Raw genomic sequence first — 25,478 nt, 5'->3', positions numbered from 1 at the left:
AACTATTTCACTTGAAAGCCTCTTTTGGTAAAGTAAACTTGGGAGCCCTTTCTGTCTTTGGTTCTACTATTGACCCAATCTGTCGTTTTATCCAAAAGTGATTTGGAATCTTCTGCTATCCTTACTTGGATCATAAGACTAAGAAAACCGCTCAGTTCTTTGGTTTGCTGCTCATTGAGTATTCTTTTATTTGATAGAGCGTCCGCGCTTACATTGAGATTAAAGTTTCCCTTTCCAAAAAAACCAAATTCAGAGTGATAAAGGTATGGAGTTGTTTCAAACTTAAGAAGCAGCGGTTTGGGCAAAAAACTTTCAGGATTGAGATTGACAGCAAAAGACTCTGTTGGGTTCAAGGAAGATTCAAAATACCAAAAACCAGTTGTCCGTTTTGGAAGTACATTCTCCGATGCTATGGACAAACTATCCTCAAAAGGCTTATCCATTTCCTTAAAAGCATATAAACTGTCCAAATTCAGGGCTATAGGATAGAGCCAATTGGTATATAAACTGTCACTAAAGTTCTTGGAAAAATACGTCACCAGAACTTTTTCTTCATTGGGATCTAAGTATTCATAATGGGAAACCCTAATACTATCTTTCACTAATAACAAATCAAATTCAGTTTTCGGTAAAGTAGCAGTATCCACATCAGTAAGTCCCAAATCCATTTCAATAAGTGCATTCAGCATCCCGTTATAAGATTTAGCATATTTAAAGGGATGGTCATACCAATATCCAGTCAAAGGATCGAAAACATTTTCATATTGAATTTGACTTATTTCTGATCCAAAACTTAGTCCAACTCTCATATTTTGTAATAATTCAATTTCCCTTTTATCAATCAAACTGTCCTCGGCTATTTTGCTCTTTTGCAGGGAAAAATAATTAAACATGTCCCTACCTTCCAGATAAGGATATTGCTGGAACCTTTGGAGAATTTGAACAATAATCTTCTCGTTTTCCTCAGCAAATCCCCTATTGATTGACTGGTTTTGTACCGTATTTTTGAGGGAATCTATTTTCTTTATTTCTATTCTCAACAAAGAATCAAACAAATAAGCCTCCGAATAACTTATCCATTCGTCTTCCTCTGCTTCTTTGGCAAATTCAATAAATGGGTTGTTATGAAAAACGACTTGTTTGATCTCTTGACCAGTCAAAAGAGAAAAAAGGTTTTTCAAGGTTTCTTCTCCTTGTTTTCTGGCATTTTCAAGAATCTGAGCTTGGTAAGCATACATGGTCAACTTATCAATACAGTATTGCTTAACCCTTTTGGCATCATGGAAATTTACCTGACCCTTCTCATCAAGAATCTGAAAACCTGGAATTCCCTTTTCCGGGATAAACCATGGATTTATGTCCGCATTCAATATTTTAGGAGTCAAGCCTATAATATGTACAATTCCCCTGTCCTCATAATAGACAACCGATTCAGACCCCAGTTCTCCAAAATCAAAACCAGCTTTTACCCAACCCCTACCAATCATGGTCAATCTCTTTCTGGACTCTTTTCTACTTAAACTCTCATTGAGGTTACTATGATAGTTACTGATAAAAGCTACTTTCAATTCTTCATTAAATGGTTGTTGATTATCAAGGCCATTATAAAGTTGGAACATGGTCTTTTCAAGATCCCTGGTTTTCGGTTCCTTATCAGTTGCAGGTTCGAACTCTTGTCTCCATAAAAACTCCATCAAATCATCATACAAAGGATCACCAGCTATTTCATCCAAATACCCCAAATACGCCAACTTTTCCATTATATTTCTACTGTCTACTTCATGCTTGATAATCCTTCTCCAATTATTGATCTTTTCGGATTCTCTATATTCTTCTACCCTATCATCCACAGGTCTTTTTTGATAGTTAGTCAAATTGGTTAAAGCTGCCAGCAAATCAAGCTGAAGGATGCCAATCTCCTCTTTTATGTCCTCAGATTGTATCGGATTAAGTCTTGCTTCATCAATGGAAGTAATGACTTCTCCATAATATTCGGCCGTCACAAGCTCGCCAATTTCATTGACCTCAGTAACCATGTTAGCTGTGTCTTCTAACTTAAGCCCTCCTCCAAAAATCCCCAGGGGGTTCCACCAAAACAATAGAATTACTACTCCTATCACCAATAGGATATCAATTATAAAGCGCCAATTTTTAAACAGTAAACCGATCATGGACTTACAATTTGATCTTGATCCGCTAGTAAATTCACTTGTGGAATTAATAGCTCGTCACTTTTAAAACTAATGTAAACCTCCTTATACCCCAAAGAACTCAAAAGTACTTTAAACATCTTTCGCGTATGATCTTGGGAGGTTTTCACTAATCCCATATATTGAAGGTTGGATCGAATGTCCAATTCAGCCAATCGGAAAAACTCTTCTTGGTCTCGGATGTTGATTTTATTAAGAAATGACCTGGTATCAGAGACTAAAGTGTCCTCTACAAAACTAGATGGAGGATAAGAAAAGTTGATTACCTCAATAGCTGGAAGTCTTAGTTCAATTTTGTTTCTATCAATTAAGATATCCTCTGGGCTAATCTTACTGAGATCCACTCCAGTCTTGACCGTTGCTTTGGAATAAGCCAAAAATTGCGCTTCACTGATATTGATCAACAACAGTTTCTTAGTTTTTGTGCCAAAGACAACCTTATCAATCACAAACTCAGTAGTGGACAAATCGCTTGCAAGTTGTATTTTGCCCACCACCAATGCTCTTTCGTCTCGATTACAAGAGAAAAATATCAGACAAACACAATAACAAACATGACATATGAAACGATATGTAAAGGAGCCAATCATCCCAATTCCTTTTTGAATTTATGATAAGCGGCTTCCATTTTCTGATCATACTTATTGGCCTTATAACCTCTACCATTGTAGCCATAAGCAAAGGATGCCCAATCATATCCACCTTCATTTCCTTCCGCGATATAATTGATCAAAGCTTTGCCTTTCAATTTTTTATATTGGATAAAGGCTAGAAAATCAAGAAAATGGTAGTACTCCGCTTCATGCTGCTTTGCCTCAAATTCTGCTACGTCTTTGTAATTTCTGCTTTTAATATTGTTTTCAAGGTTCTCTCCTAAAATCTGAAAAAGGCCCCAAGAGGCAGAGTAAACTGCTGCTTTTTCATTTATTTTTTTGGCTAATTCCAAGCGCTTGTACTCTTCCTTCCCTAAACCATAATATTCCCTTGTCCACTTTGGATAAATGATGCTGGGGTGCTCTTTTTGAAGTTCTACTAACTCTTCCTCTTTCTTCCCAGCTTTGGACAGCCAATACCAAAATTTATGTCCCTCAAAAAGAATCTTTGCCCTACCATCCTTCAAATGTCCTCTCCCGGAAGATTCGACAGATATAACCGCCTTTACAATAGGTAGGGTCAATTCAATTCCTTTTTCTGCTTTCAAATCAACCAAGGCTTCTTTAATTTCTTCATCTATCAATAACTTCGCATTGATATTGTCCATGATTTGCACATAGGCAGAACCTATAGCTGTAACAGGGGGTGTTGGAGTAGTATTTAAAGCATTCTTTAGTTGGGTAACTGGCTTGGTTAAATCCGCTGTTTTATTGCTCTCTGCAAACATCTCATCTTCTTCTAAAAAAGCTTGGTCCTCGATGGCCATTGGATCCGAAGTAGGAAAGCTAAAGGTCTCAGTAGTTTTTGTTTCCAGAGGATTACCAGAAGTTTTCTGGCTATTTTCTTCCTCATTATCTTCCGTTGGTTCCTGATTTACATTCCATCTTTTCTGAAGGTATTTCAAAGACTTGTCGCCAAAATAAAAAGCTATCATCATCAAAAATGCTGTTTCAAAAAATTCAAATTGTTTTGCCCTAAGTGCCACCTCAGCATTGGAAACATAATCAAGGCCATAACTACTGATCAATAAAGAAATCCCACCAATCAGCAATGTAAAAGCAATCATGCCTCTAACTGTCCCAGGAGGAAGACCAAAGGTCTGACTTCGATAAGGATTAAAAAGTGGTTCCACAAGGCCGGGGTCATCATGTGTGACACCAAACTCATTCATTTCTTTTGCTCTAAAAATCTTTTCCCACTCCTCATCTGTGATTCCATAATTGATATTGTAAAAGTATACCGACCACACAAAATAGATCATAAAAACCGCTAACCAAATCACCGTAATCGATAGTCCGACAATCCGATAAGGATTACCTCCTTCGAAATAGGAAAGCAACCCATACAGGTTCCCTCCTATTGCCAATAAAATGGCAAAAATTACCGTTCCCTTGAAAAACACATCATGGTACTTGTTTCGATATATTCCTCTCTTCTTTTCTGGTGACCTGAAATATTTGACAACCACGCTATACATTATAGCAATTCCAACCAGAAAGACTGCTCCCACTCCTATCCACTGTTGGGTTTTACCAATATCTGCACCCTTTTCATCCTGCTTATCAAGAAGGAAGTAAACCAAAACAGCACATAGTATCACCATTAAAAAAATGGTCACTACCCGCAGGACCCCTAGTTTATTTTGTTGGATAAATTTGTTCATATGGTTGTCATTTTGCTTTTTTCAAACCAGTCTTCATCATAGATCTGGATGTTGACTTTCTCATTTGACTTCAGTAAACTGCTGATTTTTTTATAGAACCTTTCATAGGCTTGCCTTGACATGGCAACAGACTTGGAGGTGCTTGCATTTACCCCATCAGCTATTAAAATACACCCTTTAGTATCTTCATGGGTATTTCCCACGTGGATATAAATATTGCTGAAATTGGGTACGTTCTTGATTTCCAAATGATAATCAAACCAAGGCCTGCTATTTCGATAGGCCAGTGTCTTGGGTGTCTGCTCCTTTAAAAAATCGACAGAATAAAACCCCTCTGGTATTCTGGTTTTTCCATGTATTTTTTCTGCTCTAAAAGTATCTTCTAAAGTATAGGCAAAGAATTGGTTTCTTAAAAACAATAATCCTAAAGTACTTTCACCATCATCCAAATACCTCAGGATGGTAACGGTTCCGTTTCCTAGCGCTTTACCTTCTATTGGATCATTATTTAATCTGGTTGCCACTTCGGCTACCTTCTTTTCAAGCTCAGTTAGGCTTAACTCCCTGACACCTTGTTCATTTGAGATATTTTGACTCAAATTATCTGGAGGTATTTTATCGCTACCAAATGCTTTCTTAACCACTGAAACACCCTTTTCCCCAAGCATCACGATATAGCCAATAAACCCAATAATATAGAGCCATACCTTATTTAATAATTCAGGATTGGTCACAAAAATCAGGACTATGACAATTACCAATGCAATGGTTAAAAGCCCAATGAATCGTTTCATTTTAAACAGTTTTGTGGTGTATCTTGGTGTTTGATCAACAAAAACAATATCCAATAATCTACCTACTTAATTTAACAAATAAATCACTTATTATCAATAAGATATAAGAAGACAAACCATTTTAAAACGGCCCAACAGTAAATATCAGGGAGAAAAAGATAGTAGGAGAACTGTAAAAACTATGCTCTAAAAACAAACAGCTCAAAAATGATTACAAACAGTTTATTTTATAAAATTTAACTAAAACCACCTTTGATTTCTTATTCTAACATTTTTTGGTGAGATATAATATCCTATTGACACTTCATGGCTATTGTTTCTGTAATTGTTCAAAACATTTAGACTATGATCATAAGCATAGCCTATCCTGAAATTGTTAGTAGCGAAAATCTCAAGAATTAAGGCGAGGGCATTTCTATTATTCAGATTGTCCTCTAAGTTGTCATTCCATAGTTTGCTGTTTGCCCTGTAAGAACCTCCCAACCAAATTCTCTCATAAAACAAAAACATGGCATTTAAATCAAAATTGGTAGGAGAGCCTTTTACCTCTTTGATCAAAAATGAAGGCTTTAGCTGAACATTCTCTGAAAAAGGAATCATTAGTCCTGCAGTCAAGTAATAGTGAAAGTCATGATATGCCAATGCTACATCTTCTCTTTCCAAGGACTTTTTTCCAACCATATTGTAAGCACTTAATCCGGCATAAAACCGGGTAGTATGAAAGAAGATACCACCATTCATATTAGGTGTAAAGAGATTTATCCTTCCTTGCGGAAGTTCTGCATCAGGGTAATCATTGGGATCCAACATGGAGCCATCTATCGCATATTCTGAAACCCCACCGCTAATTCCCAAACCCAAAAACGAATTCACCCCTGTTTGAATTCTATAAGCATAAGTGAGCAAAGCCCCATTGGTATTGGCTGGACCTAGCTTATCACTCAAAAATGAGATGCCAAACCCCATTTTTCCTTCATTGGCACTAAGGTCGGCCGTAAGTGTAAAGGTTTTGGGGGCGCCTGGAAAATTAACCCACTGACTTCGGTAAGTGGATTGAATATAAGGTTCACCTTTGTAGCCTGCATACCCTGGATTGATATGCAGGCCATTAAACATATACTGGCTGAACTGGGGGAGCTGTTGGGCTGATATTTTTCCTATGCCAAAACTTCCAATCAAAAAGCCAATGATAAATATTTTTAAAGTCCTTTTCATGATTTCTACTCTTTGATTACTTGAATCCATCCCTTAAACTCATGCTCAGTACCATCTTCATCATAGGTCAATAAAATATAATAATAGGTACCGGCTACCAGACCTTCTGCACTCCAATCATTTTGGTAATCTTCTTTCTCAAACACGTGGTCTCCATACCTATTGAAGATCGTAATTCTATTGCTTTCAAATTTACCTAAGCCAAGCACCTCAAAGGTGTCATTGTCATTATCACCATTAGGAGTGATAACATTTGGAATCCTGAATGGTCGAACTTCGTTGACATCAGTAGCGGTATTATCTTCAGGATTTACATCTTCTTCCGATGCGGAGACTACAGCTGTATTGACCAAACTGGCGGGATTACCAGCTTTGACCTTAACGACAATAGTTACTTCCCCGCCAATTGGCAATAATGGCATTGCCCAAGTCACCTCATTACCATTTATATTGGTATTGACCAGAATTTGTTCACTATTAGTCGATATTTCTGAGCTGAGATAAGTGAGCTGATCCGGGATGACATCCACTATGGTGACATTGGTCGCATCGGTATCATGAACATTGTTCACAATGATCTGGTACTCAAATTCATCTCCTTCGTATATCTCTTTATCAAATGATGTCTTGGTGATTGCGAGATCCACTTCATCATTTACCAAAGTGAAAGTGACAATGGCCTCATCAAAATTGTCTTCATCACCTCTTTCCCTGATCACATAGTGAAGTGTATACATTCTGTCTTCATTGATTCCAGGAAGTACATTGATATCACCATTATTGGCAACAAAGAACCCGATCAAACCATCTATATCTGTAAATTCAATCAGCACATCTTCTGGTAAAGCAGGTACTCCATCGAACAAATCGTTTTCAAGCACATTACCCAAGATACCGTCATAGCTCAAGAAAAACTCTCCAAAATCATCATCATTGGCAATGATCAACTCTTCTTCCAATCTACAGGTCAACCCGTAGTCAAAGTCCGGAACATTATCAACCGTTAAGACTTGGGTGAGCACCTGCTCAGTGGTAAATTCACAAACCAGATTTTCTTGGATGCCCGTCATTCTGGAGCCGCTATTTGGCAGCATTTTCACTAAGCCAGAAGCTGCTAGCGTGATGCCATTTTGAGCAAAAGTGCTGTCAGGATTTAGTGTGATGGTATATTCTCCATAAGGATCACTGTTTTGTAGGAAGTGCCTCCAGAATCCATATTCATTGATGGCTGTTTTTCTGAAATAGCCATTTGGCCCTTCTATTTGAATATTCAAGCCTGCTGCATTCCCAAAGCCTGCTTTATTGAGCTCACCATCATTTTCAATCCCTTCATAACTGCCGTCACCATTAAAATCAAACCATTCCCATTCATTTACATTGAATGTTCCTCCCGGTTCAATGGCATTTTTCGTTACAAGGCCATCATCATTGGCATCAAACCATTCATTTTGGATCTCATCTCCATTTAGGTCATACCATGCATAACCGTGAATAACAGGTATTTCAGATGGAGCATAAGCAAAGTCAACGGTTTGGTAATTACATAATTCAACATTGATAGTTTGACTGTTGGAACCTAAAGCGTAAAGCCCTTGGTTTTTATTCAAATTCCTATCGAAAACTGTCAACTGATAGCTTCCTGTTGGGATACCTTCAAAGGTGTATTGTCCGTTTTCGTCAGTAAGCACCATTTGGCCGCTTCCTCGATCGCTTTGAGAAGGAATCAACAATACAGGAATATTCTCCAAAGCCATATTATTTTCTTCTACATAAACCCTACCTGTGATCAAAGTGTTGCTGGAACAAAGAATGGTCACACGGGCTTCGCTATCATCAGTCACTGTTTCACCATTGAAGTCTATACCAGTGACCACTGCCCGGTTGATGATAGGTGTCTGACTGGCAACGTCTTCAATGCTAACCATGTATTGGGTAGAAATTTCCTGTGATTGCCCCGGAGCCATCGTACCGATGTTTTGATTTAGATTGACCATAGGGTCTGAGATCGTCACATCTGTCAAGGTAACATTCCCAGTGTTGGTCACTACCATAGTGTAATTGATGATTTCACCTGCTTCTGTGACACTTTCTTGATCAGCTGTTTTTTCCAAACTGATCTCTCCCTGTTGAATGGCATAGATCACTTGGCTATCCTCGCTTTCCAACACTATTCCATCAGGAGATTTTCCGTTAGTACTTGCGGTATTGAGCACATTGCCCGCATCCAAGTCACTTTGCACAATACTATAACTCGTTTCTACAGAAACAGATTCGCCTGGTAACAGACTTCCTAATCCTTCATTGGTGTCTGTCAATGGATCAGTCACTGAAACCTCTGACAAACTTACGTTACCAGTATTGGTCACTGTCAAGGTATATCTAATCTCTTCCCCTACCTCACTGTAGCTGGTTTGGCTCGCTGTTTTTTCTATGAGGATGTTAGGAGTCCTTTCTGTCAATACTTGAGCAGAAGCACTATCCTCTACTGCAATGCCTTGAGGTGAAGTCCCTTCCACATTGGCCGTATTATTTATTTCTCCTGCATCAATATCCGCTTGTGTTGCGGAATAAGTACTTGAAACGGTTTCGCTTTGTCCAGGAGCCAAATCGCCGATATTTTCTTCCAGTCCAGTAAGTGGATCAATAATGGTAACATTGGTCAAAGTAACATTGCCCATGTTGTTGACCGTAAGGTCATAGCTTATCAACTCACCAGCTTGTGAAACAGAAGGTTTATTGGCTGTTTTTTCCAATACAATACTAGGTTCTTGAACAACTATCACTTCCACACTAGCATTATCCTCCACTAAAACATCCATTGGAGAAAGCCCTCGCACTGAAGCGTTGTTTATGATAAGTCCAGCGTCTATATCTGCTTGGGTAACCTCATAACTGCTTTCCAAAGTTGCAGTTTGGCCAGGGGCAAAAGTTGTAGCCGTTTCGCTAAGTCCGGTCAACGGATCCACCAAAGCTAAGGAATGCAAGCTTACATTTCCTGTATTGGTAACTGTTAAGCTATAGGTAATCAATTCGCCAGCTTCTGAAACTGTCGATTTATTGGACAATTTGGTCAGGCTAATGGCAGGCTCCTGTACACCACTTACCTCTGCGCTAGCTTCATCTTCTACGACTTTTCCTGACGGGGTAACTGCTCTGGTGCTAGCTGTATTGGTAACCATCCCCCTATTTAAATCTGATAGGCTAATGGTATAACTGGTGGTCAAATTTCTGGACTCACCAGGGGCAAGTTTTCCAATAGCTTGGTCAAAACCGGTTAATGGATCAATTACTCGCGTATTGGAAAGCGTTACATTTCCAATATTGGTAACCGCTAAAGTATAATTGACTATTTCGCCTACAGCACTATAAGATAGTACATCTGGCGTTTTCGTAATGGAAATAGCCCCTTGTTCTACAGCTGGTACCAGCGCATCATCGGAGGCTTGTACTTCCCTTCCACTTGGGCTCAAACCTAAAGCGGAGGCTGTATTGGCTACCTCTCCAGCATCCAAGTCAGCTTGTGTAACAGAGTAGTCAGTGGTAAATGATACTGTTTCTCCAGGATTTAGCTGGGCAATGTTTTCAACCATTCCTGTCAATGGATCCGTTACTTCTACATCCACTAATGTGGCATTGCCTATATTGGAAACATCAACAGTGTAGTTAATCACATTCCCAACTGCATTATAATTTTCTGTGAGGCTTTCCTTGATCACTTCAAGTCTTCCCAACCTCAAGGCCACAACCCTAGCGTCATCCTCTGCAGCAACTGTAATTCTGTTTGGATCAAATCCCCTCACTGCTGCTGTATTGATAATTTCACCTTGGTCAATATCAGCTTGAGTGATAGTATAACTGGTGGTAAATTCAACAGAATCTCCTGGAACAATACTTGAAATATTTTCCAACATAGCCGTCAATGGATCGCCTACGGTCAAATTGCTTAGGGTCGTATTTCCGGTATTGAATACCTTGATGGTATAGGTTATGACTTCTCCAGGTGTAGCGTACACTCTGGGAGAAGCTGTTTTTTCTAATGAGACATTGGAAGCTCTCAGTGCTCTAATTCGGACTTCATCGCTATCATTGACTGCATTTCCTGCAGGGGTCATACCTGTAACATTAGCGACATTCCTAATACTTCCCCAATCCACATCGTCCTGAGTGACATTATAAACAACATTGTAGGTCTCTTGTTGTCCAGGAGCCATGCTAGGAATGCTTTGGTCTAATCCCGTCAATGGATCTGTTATTTGAACATTGGTCAAGGTTACATTTCCCGTATTGGTGATCACTAATGTATAATTGATTTCATCACCTGCTTCATCATAAACATCCACGTCAGCTGATTTTACCAATTCTATACTTCCGGACCTAAGGGCTATCACTACGGCACTGTCATCACTGTTCACTAGTTTACCCACTGGAGTGGTGCCCTCTGCAGTAGCTGTATTGGTGATCAAACCGTTGTCAATATCTTCTTGACTCACCATATAGTCGATGGTGAAAATCTGTACTTCTTCAGGTAATAGCTCAGTTATATTTTGGACAAATCCTGTCAAAGGATCTTGTAATACCACATTGGACAAGGTCACATTGCCAATATTTTCTACTTCCAAAGTATAGGTAATGATATCTCCTGGTTCATCATATAACTTGGGATTAGATGATTTTTTCACTTCAATGGCGCCTTCACCTCTTGCACCTACAGCTGCTTTATCTGTATCAGTCACAGTTTCTCCATCAGGTGTGGTAGCTGTTACAAAAGCGGTGTTGATTAAAATCAAACCATCTATATCTTCTTGAGTTAATGTATAGTCCAAGGTATAAGTTTCACTTTCTCCCGGTACTAATGCAGTTAGGTTCTCAGCAAATCCAACCTTATCATCTGTGACTACTATATTGGACAAGGTAAGGTTACCTGTATTGGTAATGGTGATGGTATAAGTAACAACCTCACCTGCAAATTCAAAAATCTTTGGATTGGAAGTTTTTTCTATTTCAATTGATCCGGCCTGTAAAGCCACAACCTTGGCATTATCTTCTGCTGTCACGCTTTCATTGCTTGGGGAGATACCAGATGCCGAAGCTGTATTTGTTATGCTTCCATTGTCAATATCATCTTGGGTCACCGTGTAAGTTGTAGTAAATGTCTGGGAAACCCCAGGTGCCATCAAGTTGATCACTTGATCAAAATTGGTCAAAGGATCTTCCACATCCACTGCCCTCAAACTAACATTGCCCGTATTGGTCACCACAAGGGTGTAAGTGATGACCTCTCCGGGGGATGCATAAGTTTTTGGATTCGCTGTTTTCTCGACAGAAAGGCTTGGACTTTGCAATGCAAAGATTTGCTCCGTATCAATGTCTTCTACGGTTGTTCCTTCAGGGCCTACACCTGAAGTAATTGCCTCGTTATTCACTTGACCACGATCCAAATCAGCTTGGGTAATCAAATATGAAATAGCATAGCTTTCGCGCTGTCCAGGCAGCAACTTAGCTACTACTTGACTGAAGTCAGTCAATGGATCTTCAGTCAATACATTTTTCAAGGTCACATTACCTTCATTGGTTACCGTTAAGGTATAGGTGATTTCTTGTCCAACTTGGGAATAAGTCTTAGGACTTGCCTTTTTGTCCAGACCAATCTCAATCAATTGATTGGCCTCAATGCTTACCGCATCTTCATCACTCACTCTCTGACCAATCGGATCAACACCAACTACAGTGGCCCTATTGGTAATCAAACCTTTATCCAAGTCAGCTTGAGTGACTGTATAAGTTGTGGTAAGTGTCCTACTTTCTCCAGGAACCATAGTTCCAACATTCTCTACAAAACCCGTTAACGGATCCCTAACAGTTACTTCTTCCAAGCTTACGTTACCGGTATTGGTAACTAGTAAGGTGTAGAAAATCACTTCATCGACTGAATCATAAGTGGTAGCCTCAGTGGATTTTTCCAGACTTATTGATGGTTCTTGGATTGCGTTTATTTCCACAAAATCACTATCTGATATTGAGGCCCCTTCAGGGTCTACCCCAACTGCAATAGCTGTATTGGTCACATTTCCTTGATCCAAATCCACCTGACTTATTGTGTAGGTTGATGTTAATTCCTCTACATCTCCAGGAGCCATATCACCGATGTTTTCTTCCATTCCTGTCAATGGATCTGTAACCTGAACATCGGTCAAAGTAACATTGCCGGTATTAGTTGCGACAAGGGTGTAACTGATCACTTCCCCAAGCGCTTCGTAATTGGATCTATCAGCTGTTTTTTCCAGTGTTAGGGAAGCTTCCTGAATCGCAGAAACGGTCACTTGAGCTGTATCACTTACTATCTCACCTAATGGATCCAAGCCTGTAGAAATAGCATCATTTATCACAGCACCAGCGTCCAAATCTGATTGTGTCGTCAAATAATTTGTCGTGAAATCTTTTTCCTCATCAGGAGATAAATTGCCGACACTTACATCCATACCAGTTAATGGATCAGTAACTTGAACATCAGTCAAGGTTACATTACCGGTATTGGTCACTGTCAATTGATAGGTGATTCTTACCCCTACTTCATCAAAAGTGCTAATGCTTGAAGTTTTTATAAGTGATATGGATGGACTTTGATTGGCATTTATCGCTAACTCAGCTTGGTCTGTTACAGTTACACCCAATGGAGACTTACCAGTAGTGGTCGCCACATTGCTCACAAGTCCATTATCTATATCCTCTTGTGTGATGACATATTGAGTTTTAAATGTCTTACTATCGCCAGGAACCAATGTGCCTCCACTTAAATTCAGGCCAGTTAAAGGATCAGAGATGGTTCCATTATTTAAGGTTACATTACCCGTATTGGTTACAACAAGTGTATAGTTGATTTCGTCACCTACTTCAGAGAAGCTGCTTACATCGGCTGTTTTTACTAAGTCAAGTGCAGGCATTTGTTCTGCTGGTACCTCTACCACAGCTGCATCTACTTTCAAAACACCTTGAGGAGTCCTTCCTCTTGCAGTGGCTATATTCCTTACTTGGCCGTTGTCCAGATCTAATTGGGTGGTGGTATAGCTTGTGGCAAAAGACTGGCTTTCACCAGGTGCCAAGACTTCAATGGATTGTACCATTCCAGTCAATGGATCATTTACTATTACCTCTGTGAGGCTCACATTTCCATTATTGGTCACCGTGATCGTATAAGGAATTTCTGTTCCAATAAGACTATAAGAAGGTAACTCTGTTGACTTCTCAATTTGGATGCTACCTAATTTCAATGCAGTAACCAATTCCTCGGCTTCTGCAGTTACGGTTCTATCTGCCGGTGTGGTTCCTTGCGCAACAACTGTATTAGGAATTTCTCCAGCATCAATATCTGCTTGACTGACAGTATAACTGGTTTCAAAAGGCTGGCTTTCTCCTGGATTCAAACTGCCAATGTTTTCATCCATTCCAGTCAAAGGATCTGTTATTTGAACATTGGTCAAGGTTACATTTCCAGAATTGGTAACCTCAATGCTGTAATGAATAAGCTCACCAGCTGAAGTCACCGTGTTTACATCAGCCACTTTAGTGACACTTATGTTTCCAGATCTTCTTACCAAAACAGTTGCTTGATCTTCGGCACTTAGGTCTTCTCCAGATGGATCTTGGGCATTAGCTAAAGCTGTATTAATAATGACCCCAGCATCAATATCTTCTTGGGTAGCTTCATAAGAAGCGGAATAATTAACGGACTGTCCAGGTGCCAGTGTGCCTACTTGCTGATTAAAACCAATTTTTTCATCTATAATTTGGACATTAGTTAAGGTCACATTTCCGGTATTGGTCAATTCAAAATTATAAGAAATGGAAGCTCCCGCCTCACTAACCAAACTTGGATCGGATGTCTTAACCAGTTCCATGCTGGCAGATCGAACTGGAATAACCACTGCCCTGTCTGAATCTGTCACTTCATTGCCACTAGGCGCTGTTGCAGATACTGAGGCCGTATTTGCTAATTCTCCTTGGTCAATGTTTTCCTGAGTGGTTACATATGAGGTATTGAATACTTCAATTTGGCCTGGCTCTAAAATGGCTATGGTTTCACTTAATCCTGTAAGCGGATCAGAAACCACCACGTTCTCCAAAGTCAGGCTTCCAATATTTTCTACCTCCAATACATATTCAATCACATCTCCTGCTTGGTCAAAAGTCAATGGAGTGGCTGATTTGGTAATTTCTATTCCTGGAGTGCCGAAAGAATAAATTCTGAATTCATCAAAATCACTAACTTCATTTCCAGCCGGAGTGGTACCAATGGCTGTAGCCCTATTAAGCACTGACCTATTGTCAACATTTTCTTGGCTAACCTCATAAATGGTGTTTAAGATTTGCTCTTCACCAGGTGTTAAGCTTGGAATGGTTTCATTCATTCCTGTCAATGGATCGGACACTATAATATTGGATAGCGTCACATTGCCGTTATTGGTAACCTTAATGGAATAAGTGATTTGATCACCTGCATTGTTAAAGAACCTAGGAATAGCAGATTTTTCTACCTCAATTGCTCCAGCCTGAAGAGCCCTAGTAGTAAATGAGTCATTCTCTGTTAACGTTTCTCCATCTGGTGCCTGGCCAGTGACATTTGCCGTATTTACAAAACTGCCGTTGTCCAGATCGGATTGAGTAACGGAATAACTAACGGTGAATACAGCAGTTTGTCCTGGCATTAAGGTTCCTACAGATTGCTCATATCCTAATTGGTTATCAGATATCGAAACATTGGTCAGCGTTACATTTCCAGTGTTACCCACCACTATTTGATACTCCAATGTTTCATCTACCATACTGTAAGTAAATGCATTGCTTCGCTTACTAATTCCTAGTGACTTGATCTGATCGGCAGTTACTAAATAATCATCACTGTCATTGACCAAATCTCCGTTAGCCGCAAGTCCATTGACAGTGGCTGTATTGGGAATTGATCCCCTATCAATATCGGCTTGGGTGACTTGATAGCTCGCATTAAACACCTCAGTTTGACCTGGAGTCATGGTTGGAAGCACTTCATCCAAGCCAGTCAAAGGATCTTTTATGCTTACATTGGATACCGAAAGATTTCCATCATTTGTAATTGTCAACGTATAGTTAATTACTTCTCCAGCCTCAGAAACGCTTGTTTTATCTCCCACTTTGGTGATGGTTAAAGAAGGATTCTGAACTGCTGTTGTTGTTTCATCATCTTCATCAATTACTTCAGCGCCATTAGGATCAAATCCAATCGTTGAAGCGGTGTTAATGACACTACCAAAATCCAGCTCTTCTTGGGTAATGATAATTTGGGTTTCATAAGATTTTTCCTCTCCAGGTGCCAAAGTACTCACTGACTCATTTAGTCCTGTCAATGGATCATCCACTTGGACATTTGTCAAGGTCACATTACCGGTATTGGTCACAATAATTATGTAATTAATCTCCTCACCGACTTGTTCATAACTATTAGGTTCAGCAGTTTTGGTGATCTCAATTGATGGTGATTGGATCGCAGTAATGGTTACTTGATTTGAATTGGTAGATAACCTTTCTCCATTGACATCTATGCCAGAAGCTAAGGCAATATTGGTATAGCTTCCTGCATCTATATCGGCTTGGGTGATCAAATGTTGTGCTGCCACGTTGGCAATTTTACCAGGTGCCAGTGTAGCAATGGGACTTCCACTGGTAATTTCAGCTTTAGGGTCTGTGACAATGATATTGGACAAGGTTACATTACCTGTATTTTCTACGTTGAGTTCATAAAGGGCTATATCTCCAACATTGGCATAAATCGGTGTGGAAGTAGATTTACTAATTATAAAGGATGGGGTTTGTACAGCAGTCAACACCACTTCATTCGAAACCTCCACAACAGCATTTTGCAATGGATCGGAACCTGAGGCTGTGGCTTGATTGGTGTATTTGCCGGCATCCAAATCAGCTTGGGTAACGACATGTTGGGCGGTGATTTCTGCTGACTCTCCTGGTGCTAAAACCGCAATTGGGCTACCACTTAGGACTTCAGCTTTTGGATCAGAAATAGTGATATTGGATAAAGTTACATTCCCTGTATTTTGAACGGTAATTTCATATGGAATTACCTCCCCAACTTCACTATAGGTACTAAGATCACTCAACTTAGTTACTTCCATTGAAGGGCTTTGTATTGCCGGAACAATTACCTGATTAGAATCATCATTAATATTCGCATTATTGGGATCTTTACTCGTTACATGGGAAACATTTGCATATTCAGCTGCATCTATATCTGCTTGATTTACCACATGCTGAGCTTCTAAAACAACAGATTCACCCGGTGACAGGACAGGAATATCCGTTGGGGAAATAAACTCAGCCTTTGGATCAGACACTTTGATACCTGTCAATGTAACATTACCTGTATTTTTAATTTCTATGGTATAATTGATGATGTCACCAACTTCATCATAATCCACTGTTGAAGTAGATTTGATTATGCTGATCGATGGGTTTTGAGTAGCTGGGACAGTTACTTGGTTGGTTGTTGCACCAATAGGAACATCCATAGGGTCAAAGCCATTTGCCGTTGCACGATTTACATATTTTCCAGCATCAATGTCCGCTTGAGTTACCACATGAGTAGCATCAAGGACAACTACTTCTCTTGGAGCTATGCTAGGAACTGGATTTGTACTGCTTATCTCCGCTTTAGGGTCTTCTATCAGTACATTAAATAAAGTAACATTTCCCGTATTGGTGATTGAAATGGTATAATTGATAATATCTCCAACTGAAACGTATGTATCTGTTGTGGTTGCTTTGGAAGCTGCCATTCCTGGAATCTGAGTACCTTTCAATAGCTCATCATCACTATCAGTTAATGTCCCGCCGTTGATATCTGTGGCTGTTACAGTGGCTACATTAGCCAATTCACCTCTATCTACATCTTCTTGTCTAATAGCATAAAAGTCATTAAATCTTTCGATCTCACCTGGGGCCAGTTCATCTAATGTAATATCAAGATTAATCATTGGGTCTGTAATCCTTACATCAAAAAGGGTTACATTACCAGTATTACCTACGAATATCGTATACCTTACCAAGTCACCTGCCCGGATATATCCGCTTTCAGAAACACTTTTTATAATGTCAATCGATGGAGATTGTGAGCCATTGATTATTTCCGAATCCTCGGCAGAGATTTCATTGTCATTCGGGTCAAAGCCAATTGCTGTCGCTGTATTTTCAATTGTACCAACATCCAAATCATTTTGGGTGACCGCATAAACTTCATTATATACTTTTGATTGTCCGGGAGTCAAGCTTATTTGTGTATCCTCTAAACCGGTCAAAGGATCACTAACAGTTAGATTGGAAATGGTTTGGTTACCGGAATTGGTTACTATAATGGTATAATTCAATAAATCTCCCGGAGCGGTAAATCCAGACTGTTCTACTGTTTTTGTAATGGACAAGGCAGGAGCTTCAATAGCCGGAACAACTACTTCTCCAACTGCTGGAGCCAAATCACCTCCGGCTGGGGTTCCTGTGGCGGTAGCGGTATTGAGGAACTCTCCTTGATCCACATCTGTCTGGCTTGTGGTATATTTAGCGGTGTATGTCCAAATTTCCCCTACGTCAAGCACTCCATCCAAATCACTATCCCCACCTCTGTAAGTAGGCCCTTCACTAACCAAAGGATCAGACAAATTCACTTCCGAGATACTAATATTTCCAGTATTTTCTAGTAGTATTTCAAAGTTCAGTTTATCATCCGGACTGTTGAATGAATTTGGTTCGGTTGTACTTATTTTGGTAAGTGTCCATGCGGGATTTTGGATAGCATTGACAGTTTCATCATCACTGATATTTTCCAAAATTCCACCAGCAGGCCCCCCTGATGCCACGGCCACATTTACATAACTACCCGCATCCATATCCGTTTGGGTTACAGTATGAATGGCTTCCAATAGCCACACTTCTCCCACATCCAACTCATTATCATTGTCACTATCTCCTGACGTTAAGACGGGAGAGTTGTCAGCGCCATTATCAGTAATTACAATGTTGCGAATCGAAACATTTCCGGTATTTTCAAGGCTTATTTCATAGCTGAGCTGATCGCCTACATTAGCATAACTATTAGGACTGTTGGTGCTGGTTTTGGACATATTCCAGCTAGGGCTCTGAATGGCATTGACCGTTGCTGAAGCTTGACCATTGGATAAGTTTCCACCTGCCGGGTCTCCAGAAGCGGTAACCGTATTGGTGAAGCCTCCACTATCGACATCTTCCTGAACAGTGGTATAATCTGCAGAATAAGTCCATGTTTCGCCAACTTCCATAATGCTGTTGCTGTTGACATCTCCAGACTGATATGTTGGACCATTATTCGCCTTTGGATCATTAACAGATATATTTTCGATGGTAATATTACCTGTATTAGATACGGTGATCACATAATTTATTAGTACTCCTACCTGATCAAACGTAGTGATGTCTGGAGTTTTAGTGACTGATAGTTGAGGGTTTTGAGAAGCTGGAACACTTACTGAGCTTTCACGATTTATCAGAATTCCATTAAAATCTTCACCCGTCAATGTAACAGTATTATTTACTGCTCCTAAATCCAAATCCTCCTGGGTGATCACATAGGTTTCATTGAATTCTTCATTATCTCCTGGAGACAAGCTGATAATTGTCTCGTTTAAGCCCGTTAAGGGATCAACAATCACTAGGTCAAATAGGGTAGTGTTACCTGTATTTTCGACAGTGATGGTATAATTTAATTCATCGCCTACCTGATTATAAGTTGATTCATTAACTGTCTTAATTAGGGACAACCTGGTATTTTGAGCTCCACTCAATCTTACCGTATCTCCATCCTCAATTGTCCCTCCTTTAGGAGCTGTTGAGGTGACGTTGGCTATGTTCTCAATATATCCACGATCAACATCTTCCTGGGTAACGGTATAATTGAAAGTAAAAATTTGAACTTCATCAGGAGCAAGGCTTACCAAAGTCTCATCAGAACCTGTAAGAGGGTCGGTTACATTTACAGTACTCAAAGTCACATTACCTGTATTTTCTACTTCTACATTGTAGGTCAATACTTCTCCTGGTAATTCATAACCTGACTCTTCCACCGTTTTCCTCAATTTTATCGCTGGTGTCTGTGCTCCTACAATCGACTCATCGACGCTTTCACTCAAGGTGACTGGAGTATTGGTTGCTGCTGTTGCAGTATTATTTATAATTGCATTATCAACATCTAACTGTGTGACGGTATAAGTCTCATTAAAGGTCTCTGCTTGGCCAGGGGTTAAAGAAGGTATTGTTTGATTAAGTCCAGTTAATGGATCTGTAACCAAAATATTTTCCAATAAGACTGTACCTCTGTTTCGGACCACAATCGTATAGTTCAATATTTGGCCTGATTCACTGTAACCAAATTCCTGAACATCTTTTAAAATCCTTATTTCATACCTATCTGTTCCATTTATGGAAATGTTATTTGCATCACCATCGCTTACATCATTTCCGTTTGGATCTTGGCCTGTGGCTGTAGCTACATTCGCAATGTTTCCGTTGGAAACATCATCAGCTGTCACGGTATAATCAGTATTAATTGTGTATGATTCTCCAGGTTCCAATTCTGGAATTGTCTCATTAGCACCAGTCAATGGATCAGTCACTTCTATACCTGTGATGGTCACATTTCCTGTATTGGTAACAACTATTTGATAAGTAAGGACGTCCCCCGCAGAATTGTATTCACTTTCTACGGAAGTTTTGTTGACAGTAAGTTCTGGATTCTGAGATCCGTTAAGTGCAATATCATCGGAATCCGTTACTGTATTTCCATCAGGATCAGTTCCCGAGACATTAACCGTATTCAAAACCATCCCATTATCTATATCTTCCTGAGTCACCGTGTAGGTGGTCGAAAAAGTCAGACTTTCTCCAGGCTCTAATAAGTCGATCGTTTCTGTAAGCCCGGTCAAAGGATCAGTCAATGTAATATCTGTTACATCAACATTTCCATTATTTGTCAGTGTAAGTGTATAATGTAGTTCATCTCCAGCTTCATAAAACCCACTTTCCTCTACTGTCTTTTTAACATCTAAATCTCCCGTTTGGGCTCCATTGATGGTTTCATCATCTGTATCTGAAACATCAGCTCCATTAGGGTCCTGGCCTGTAACCGATGCTGTATTGGTTACCACACCATTGTCCACATCCTCTTGTGTAACTGTGTAGGTTGTATTGATATCAACGGATTCACCCGGTTCTAATGAAGATATAGTTTGGTCCAAACCAGTCAAAGGGTCCGTTACCTGTACATTGCTCAAGGTAACATTCCCTGTATTGGTCACAGTGATAGTATAATTAAGCTGATCTCCCTCTTCACTGAAGCCCTCATCACTTAGTTCTTTTTCAATACTTATAGATGGATTTTGAATGGCAGTGGAAGTAGCCTCATCTGTATCTTCTACTGAAGCTCCATCAATGTCTTCTCCGGAGGTGGTTGCGATGTTGGTTATGCTGCCATTGTCCAGATCCTCTTGTGTAATTGTATATGACCCCGTAAAAGTTTGACTATCTCCCGGGGCAAGGGAATCAATCGTTTCGTCTATTCCTAAAAGAGGGTCTGAAACGTTGATATTTGTAATGGGCATATTACCACTGTTACTTACTACTATGGTGTACTCCAGAATTACTCCATCTTCTGAGTAGGTAGTTTGTGAAACAGATTTGTCCAAACTTAATTCAGTAACCTGAATGGCATTTACTGTAATTTCATCCGAGGCATCTGCCAAATCCCCTCCTGAAGGAGTTCCTGAAGCAGTAGCGGCATTCGTATAGCTGCCATTAATGATATCTTCTTGACTTACAACATAGCTAGCTTGATAAACCCAAACTTCTCCAGGATCTATCTGTCCATCGCTATCTGTATCACCAGATTGATAAGTCGGGCCACTGCTCGCTTGAGGATCATCCACCACTGGGTTTGAAATAGACACATTACCTGTATTTTCCACTTCAATGCTATAAGTAATAGTTTCTCCTACATCCTGATAGGTATCCTTATTGGCCGTTTTGGTCAAAGTCCATGCAGGAACTTGCTCTGCAACAACAGTTTCTTCATCACTCACTTCTGGGAGGGTGCCCCCAATTGAATTTCCATTGGCTGAAGCGGTATTGGAGTAACTTCCAGCATCTACATTGGCCTGAGTTACTGTGTATGTTACCAAATACACCCATGACTCTCCCACATCCAATACCTCTTCTCCATCCACATCTCCTGATTGATAGATTGGTCCTGTGGTAGCTGTTGGATCAAATACCTCAACATTAGTAATGGAGACATTTCCAGTATTGGTGATCACAATATCATAGGTCAGCTCATCACCAGCTTGGGAGAAAGAATTTGGTGTATTGGTATTGGTTTTTTGGATGGTCCACTCAGGTAATTGGATACCATTTACCGTCTCGCTTGCACTTTCTTCTCTAAGTGTGCCACTTACAGGGTCTCCTGAAGCGGTTGCGGTATTGGTAAAACTACCATTATCTATATCTTCTTGGGTAACTAAATAAGTAGCAGTGTAAGTCCAGATTTCTCCTACATCCAGAATTCCATCAGAATCGGAATCCCCTGACTGATAAGTAGGGCCAGTGCTTGCTTGAGGATCATTGACCACAGGGTTTTCAATGGTTATGTTACCCGTATTTTCAACTAGGATGGTATATACCAATTCTTCATTGACCGCATCGTATTCTGTTTGAGCTGAAGACTTACTGATGGTCAGTTTTGGAGTTTGAGAAGCATTGATAATTTCATCGTCACTACTCGTCAACTCATTCCCCTCAGGATCCGTTGCTGAAATGGAAGCAACATTCTCAATGCTCCCATTATCAATATCTTCTTGGGTAACAGTATGGGTAGTCGTAAATGATATGGTGTCTCCTGCATAGAATATATTAATGCCATCATCCAAGCGGGTCAAGGGATCAGTAACTCGTAGGTCAAATAAAGAAACGTTACCATTATTATTGAGGTAAATCGTATAGGTAATTACTTCCCCAACCTCACTGTATCCATTCTTATCAGCCACTTTTAACACTGTAAAAGATGGATCCTGTACTGCGTTTATGGTTACCTCATCATTTGTCTCATCCAAAACTCCTCCAGCAGGATCGCCTGTAGCGGTCACGGTATTGGTAAATGAACCGTTGTCAAGGTCTTCATTGGTGACTTCGTGACTGGCTGAGTATGTCCAAGTTTCCCCTGGCTCCATTATTTCATCTACCCCTACATCACCTGAAAGGTAAGTCGGTCCTTCTGTAGCCTGTGGGTCACTGACCACTACATTCGAAATAGAAACATTTCCTGTATTGGTTAAGGTGATTTCATAAGTCAAAATCTGACCCAATTCAGAATAACTGACTTCTCCTGTAGTTTTGCTTATCTCCCAACTTGGATTTTGATTCGCATTAACTGTTTCATTAGCAGTCAGGTCATCTATCTCTCCACTTAAAGGTACAGCGCTACCTGTGGCAGTATTTGTATAGCTACCAGTATCAATATCTTCTTGAGTAACACTGTAAGAAGCCGTGAACACCCAAGTTTCGCCCACATCTAATATTTCATCATTATCTTCATCTCCAGATTGATAAATAGCACCATTAGTGGCTTGTTCATCATCTATATTTACTTCTGAAATAGAAATATTTCCGGTATTACTCACCAAGATTTCATATTCAATAACATCTCCAGGATTGGTATATCCTCCAGTAGTAATAGCAGATTTGGAAAGTGTCCAAGAAGGTTCCTGATTGGCTGATATGGTTTCGGTATCATTCACATCAGACAAATCTCCTCCAGAAGGCTCCCCTGTAGCGGTAACGGTATTGGTGTAAGAACCATGGTCAATATCTTCTTGTGAGACTACGTAACCAGCCGTGTAAGTCCAGGTTTCTCCTACATCTAAAACATTATTATCATTGATGTCACCGGAGCTGTATTCGGGGCCGGAACTTGCACCTGGGTCGCTAATATTTACATTAGCAATAGAAACATTACCGGTGTTCTCTACATCAATGCTATAAATAAGTTCATCTCCGATATTGGTGTAGGAGTTAGGTGTAGTCACGCTGGTTTTGCTAATGGACCAAGAAGGTAACTGTACAGCATTTACTATCTCAGTGGCAGCAGCATCGGACAGGGTTCCACCTGATGCAACTCCTGAAGCAGTAGCACTATTGGTGAAAAATCCATTGTCAACATCTTCTTGAGTCACGGTATAGTTTACGGTATAAGTCCATGACTCTTCTACATCCAAAACCCCATCATTATCTTCATCTCCACTGATATAAGTAGGTGCTTCATCTGCTTGATTGTCGGAGACAGTTAGGCTGCTGATAGAAACATTACCGGTGTTTTCAATTACCAATTCATAGGTCAAGACATCTCCTGGACTATCAAATTCATTAGGTGAGCTAGTACTCGACTTGGATAAAATCCACGATGGATTTTGGCTGGCACTGACTGTTTCCTGATCTGTTACATCATCAAGGTTCCCCACCAAAGGGCTTCCCCTGGCCGAGACGGTATTGGTAAAAGATCCGTTATCTATATCTTCTTGGGTTACATTATAAGTCGCCCTAAAGACCCAAATTTCTCCTGGATTTAAAATATTGTCCCCGTTACCATCACCATTGATCAAGTCTGGCCCTGAACTCACTTGTTCATCCTCAAGGCCTACCTCACTGATGTTTACATTGCCGGTATTCTCCAATCTAATTTCATAAACGATTTCATCACCTGCATTAGAATAACTGGGAGTGCTGCTGGATTTGCTGATTGTCCAACTAGGATTGGCAACTGGCTCAGATGCAATGGAAGCCGTATTGTTATCTGCTACAGGATCAATCTCTGCCTGACTTATAATACTTGCTGTGTTGTTATAATTAATACTGCCAATTGGTTGCAGTACCAAAGCTTTAATGTTTAGAGTGGCTTGATCATTAGAATTTATTGATCCAACATTCCATATTCCTGTACTGTTGTTATAGGAACCCTTATTGGCATTACTGGAAACATATGAATAGCCATTGGGTAATTGATCTTCAACTTGGATCCCACTGGCAGGAGATGGTCCTATATTGTCCAAGGTTATCGTAAAAGTTACTTCATCTCCAATATCAGGTGTCATTGAGCTCACCGTTTTGCCAATCGACATATCCGCAACTGGAACTGGGGTAATCGTCAAAGAATGTGAATTGTTTGAAGGAACTAGATCTATTTGATCTCCACTCACACTGGCATCAATTTGATAACTTCCAACAGGGTTAACCCTTGCGGTTATTTCCAATGAAATGGATTGATTGGGAGCCAATCCACCTATTCCCCATTCTCCAGAACCCGAATCATAAGTGCCACTTCCATTATCACTAACATACGTCAATCCATTGGGCAATTGACTGTTTGCTACTACACCCGTTGCAGGATCTTCACTGTTATTGTTCACAGAAAGTGTCAAGATTATTTCACTTCCAACTTCTGGAGAATTATTACTCAACATTTGATCAATGATCAAATCATTGACAAAGGCCTTATGATAAGTGAACTCAGTAGCAGATTCAGCCTTATAACTTTTCGCATATGCTATTTGATCAGTTAAACTAAAAAAAGCGATTAAAACTAATATGGCACTTTGTCTTATGACCATGGCTTTAAGTAAGTTTTAAATAATAATATCAAATGACTTCAGGTGACTCGAAATCATTAAAAAGCATGAAACAAATCAATTCACTACGTACTAATGTGATATATATAACTCTGTAAAATTTTCTTATTAAAGTTCAAACAATATGATCAAGGACTCAAAACTTATAGACCATATCCATTTCATTCAAACATTAATTTCCCAATGACTTTCGTCTTTTTAAGAA

6 protein-coding genes are annotated in these 25,478 nt (G+C 39.9%); all 6 read right to left on the bottom strand.

Going from position 1 to position 25,478, the window contains the following annotated elements; translation table 11 throughout:
• Positions 1-2: 2 nt before the first annotated feature.
• Positions 3-2,171 (bottom strand): DUF4230 domain-containing protein, encoded by a 2,169-nt coding sequence (locus IFO69_RS09800; protein ID WP_192009928.1) that lies wholly within the window; start codon positions 2,169-2,171, stop codon positions 3-5.
• Positions 2,168-2,704, bottom strand: coding sequence for a DUF4230 domain-containing protein (locus IFO69_RS09795; protein WP_317173448.1), 537 nt, complete (start codon positions 2,702-2,704; stop codon positions 2,168-2,170). The genes IFO69_RS09800 and IFO69_RS09795 overlap by 4 nt, the downstream gene beginning before the upstream one ends.
• Before the next feature lie 92 nt (positions 2,705-2,796).
• On the bottom strand, positions 2,797-4,527 hold the full coding sequence (locus IFO69_RS09790; RefSeq protein ID WP_192009926.1) for an N-acetylmuramidase family protein: 1,731 nt from the start codon (positions 4,525-4,527) through the stop codon (positions 2,797-2,799).
• Positions 4,524-5,321 carry a DUF5675 family protein gene (locus tag IFO69_RS09785; RefSeq protein WP_192009925.1) on the bottom strand — a complete coding sequence of 266 codons (798 nt, stop codon included), beginning with the start codon at positions 5,319-5,321 and terminating at the stop codon, positions 4,524-4,526. The genes IFO69_RS09790 and IFO69_RS09785 overlap by 4 nt, the downstream gene beginning before the upstream one ends.
• 240 nt (positions 5,322-5,561) lie before the next feature.
• Positions 5,562-6,536 (bottom strand): PorP/SprF family type IX secretion system membrane protein, encoded by a 975-nt coding sequence (locus IFO69_RS09780; RefSeq protein ID WP_192009924.1) that lies wholly within the window; start codon positions 6,534-6,536, stop codon positions 5,562-5,564.
• Positions 6,537-6,541: 5 nt separating this feature from the next.
• Positions 6,542-25,255, bottom strand: a complete 18,714-nt coding sequence (locus tag IFO69_RS09775) for a DUF7507 domain-containing protein (RefSeq protein ID WP_225444085.1) — start codon at positions 25,253-25,255, stop codon at positions 6,542-6,544.
• Positions 25,256-25,478 lie beyond the last annotated feature (223 nt).

It is taken from the genome of Echinicola arenosa, assembly GCF_014841125.1.
Taxonomy (GTDB): Bacteria; Bacteroidota; Bacteroidia; order Cytophagales; family Cyclobacteriaceae; genus Echinicola; species Echinicola arenosa.
Note: the sequence above shows the minus strand (reverse complement) of the source record. Positions and strands in the feature narration are given on the sequence as shown.

Bases quoted from the DNA above. Each gene is read 5' to 3' on its own strand.
- IFO69_RS09775 (WP_225444085.1), bottom strand. From the start codon at position 25,255: ATGGTCATAAGACAAAGTGCCATATTAGTTTTAATCGCTTTTTTTAGT.
- IFO69_RS09780 (WP_192009924.1), bottom strand. From the start codon at position 6,536: ATGAAAAGGACTTTAAAAATATTTATCATTGGCTTTTTGATTGGAAGT.
- IFO69_RS09785 (WP_192009925.1), bottom strand. From the start codon at position 5,321: ATGAAACGATTCATTGGGCTTTTAACCATTGCATTGGTAATTGTCATA.
- IFO69_RS09800 (WP_192009928.1), bottom strand. From the start codon at position 2,171: ATGATCGGTTTACTGTTTAAAAATTGGCGCTTTATAATTGATATCCTA.
- IFO69_RS09790 (WP_192009926.1), bottom strand. From the start codon at position 4,527: ATGAACAAATTTATCCAACAAAATAAACTAGGGGTCCTGCGGGTAGTG.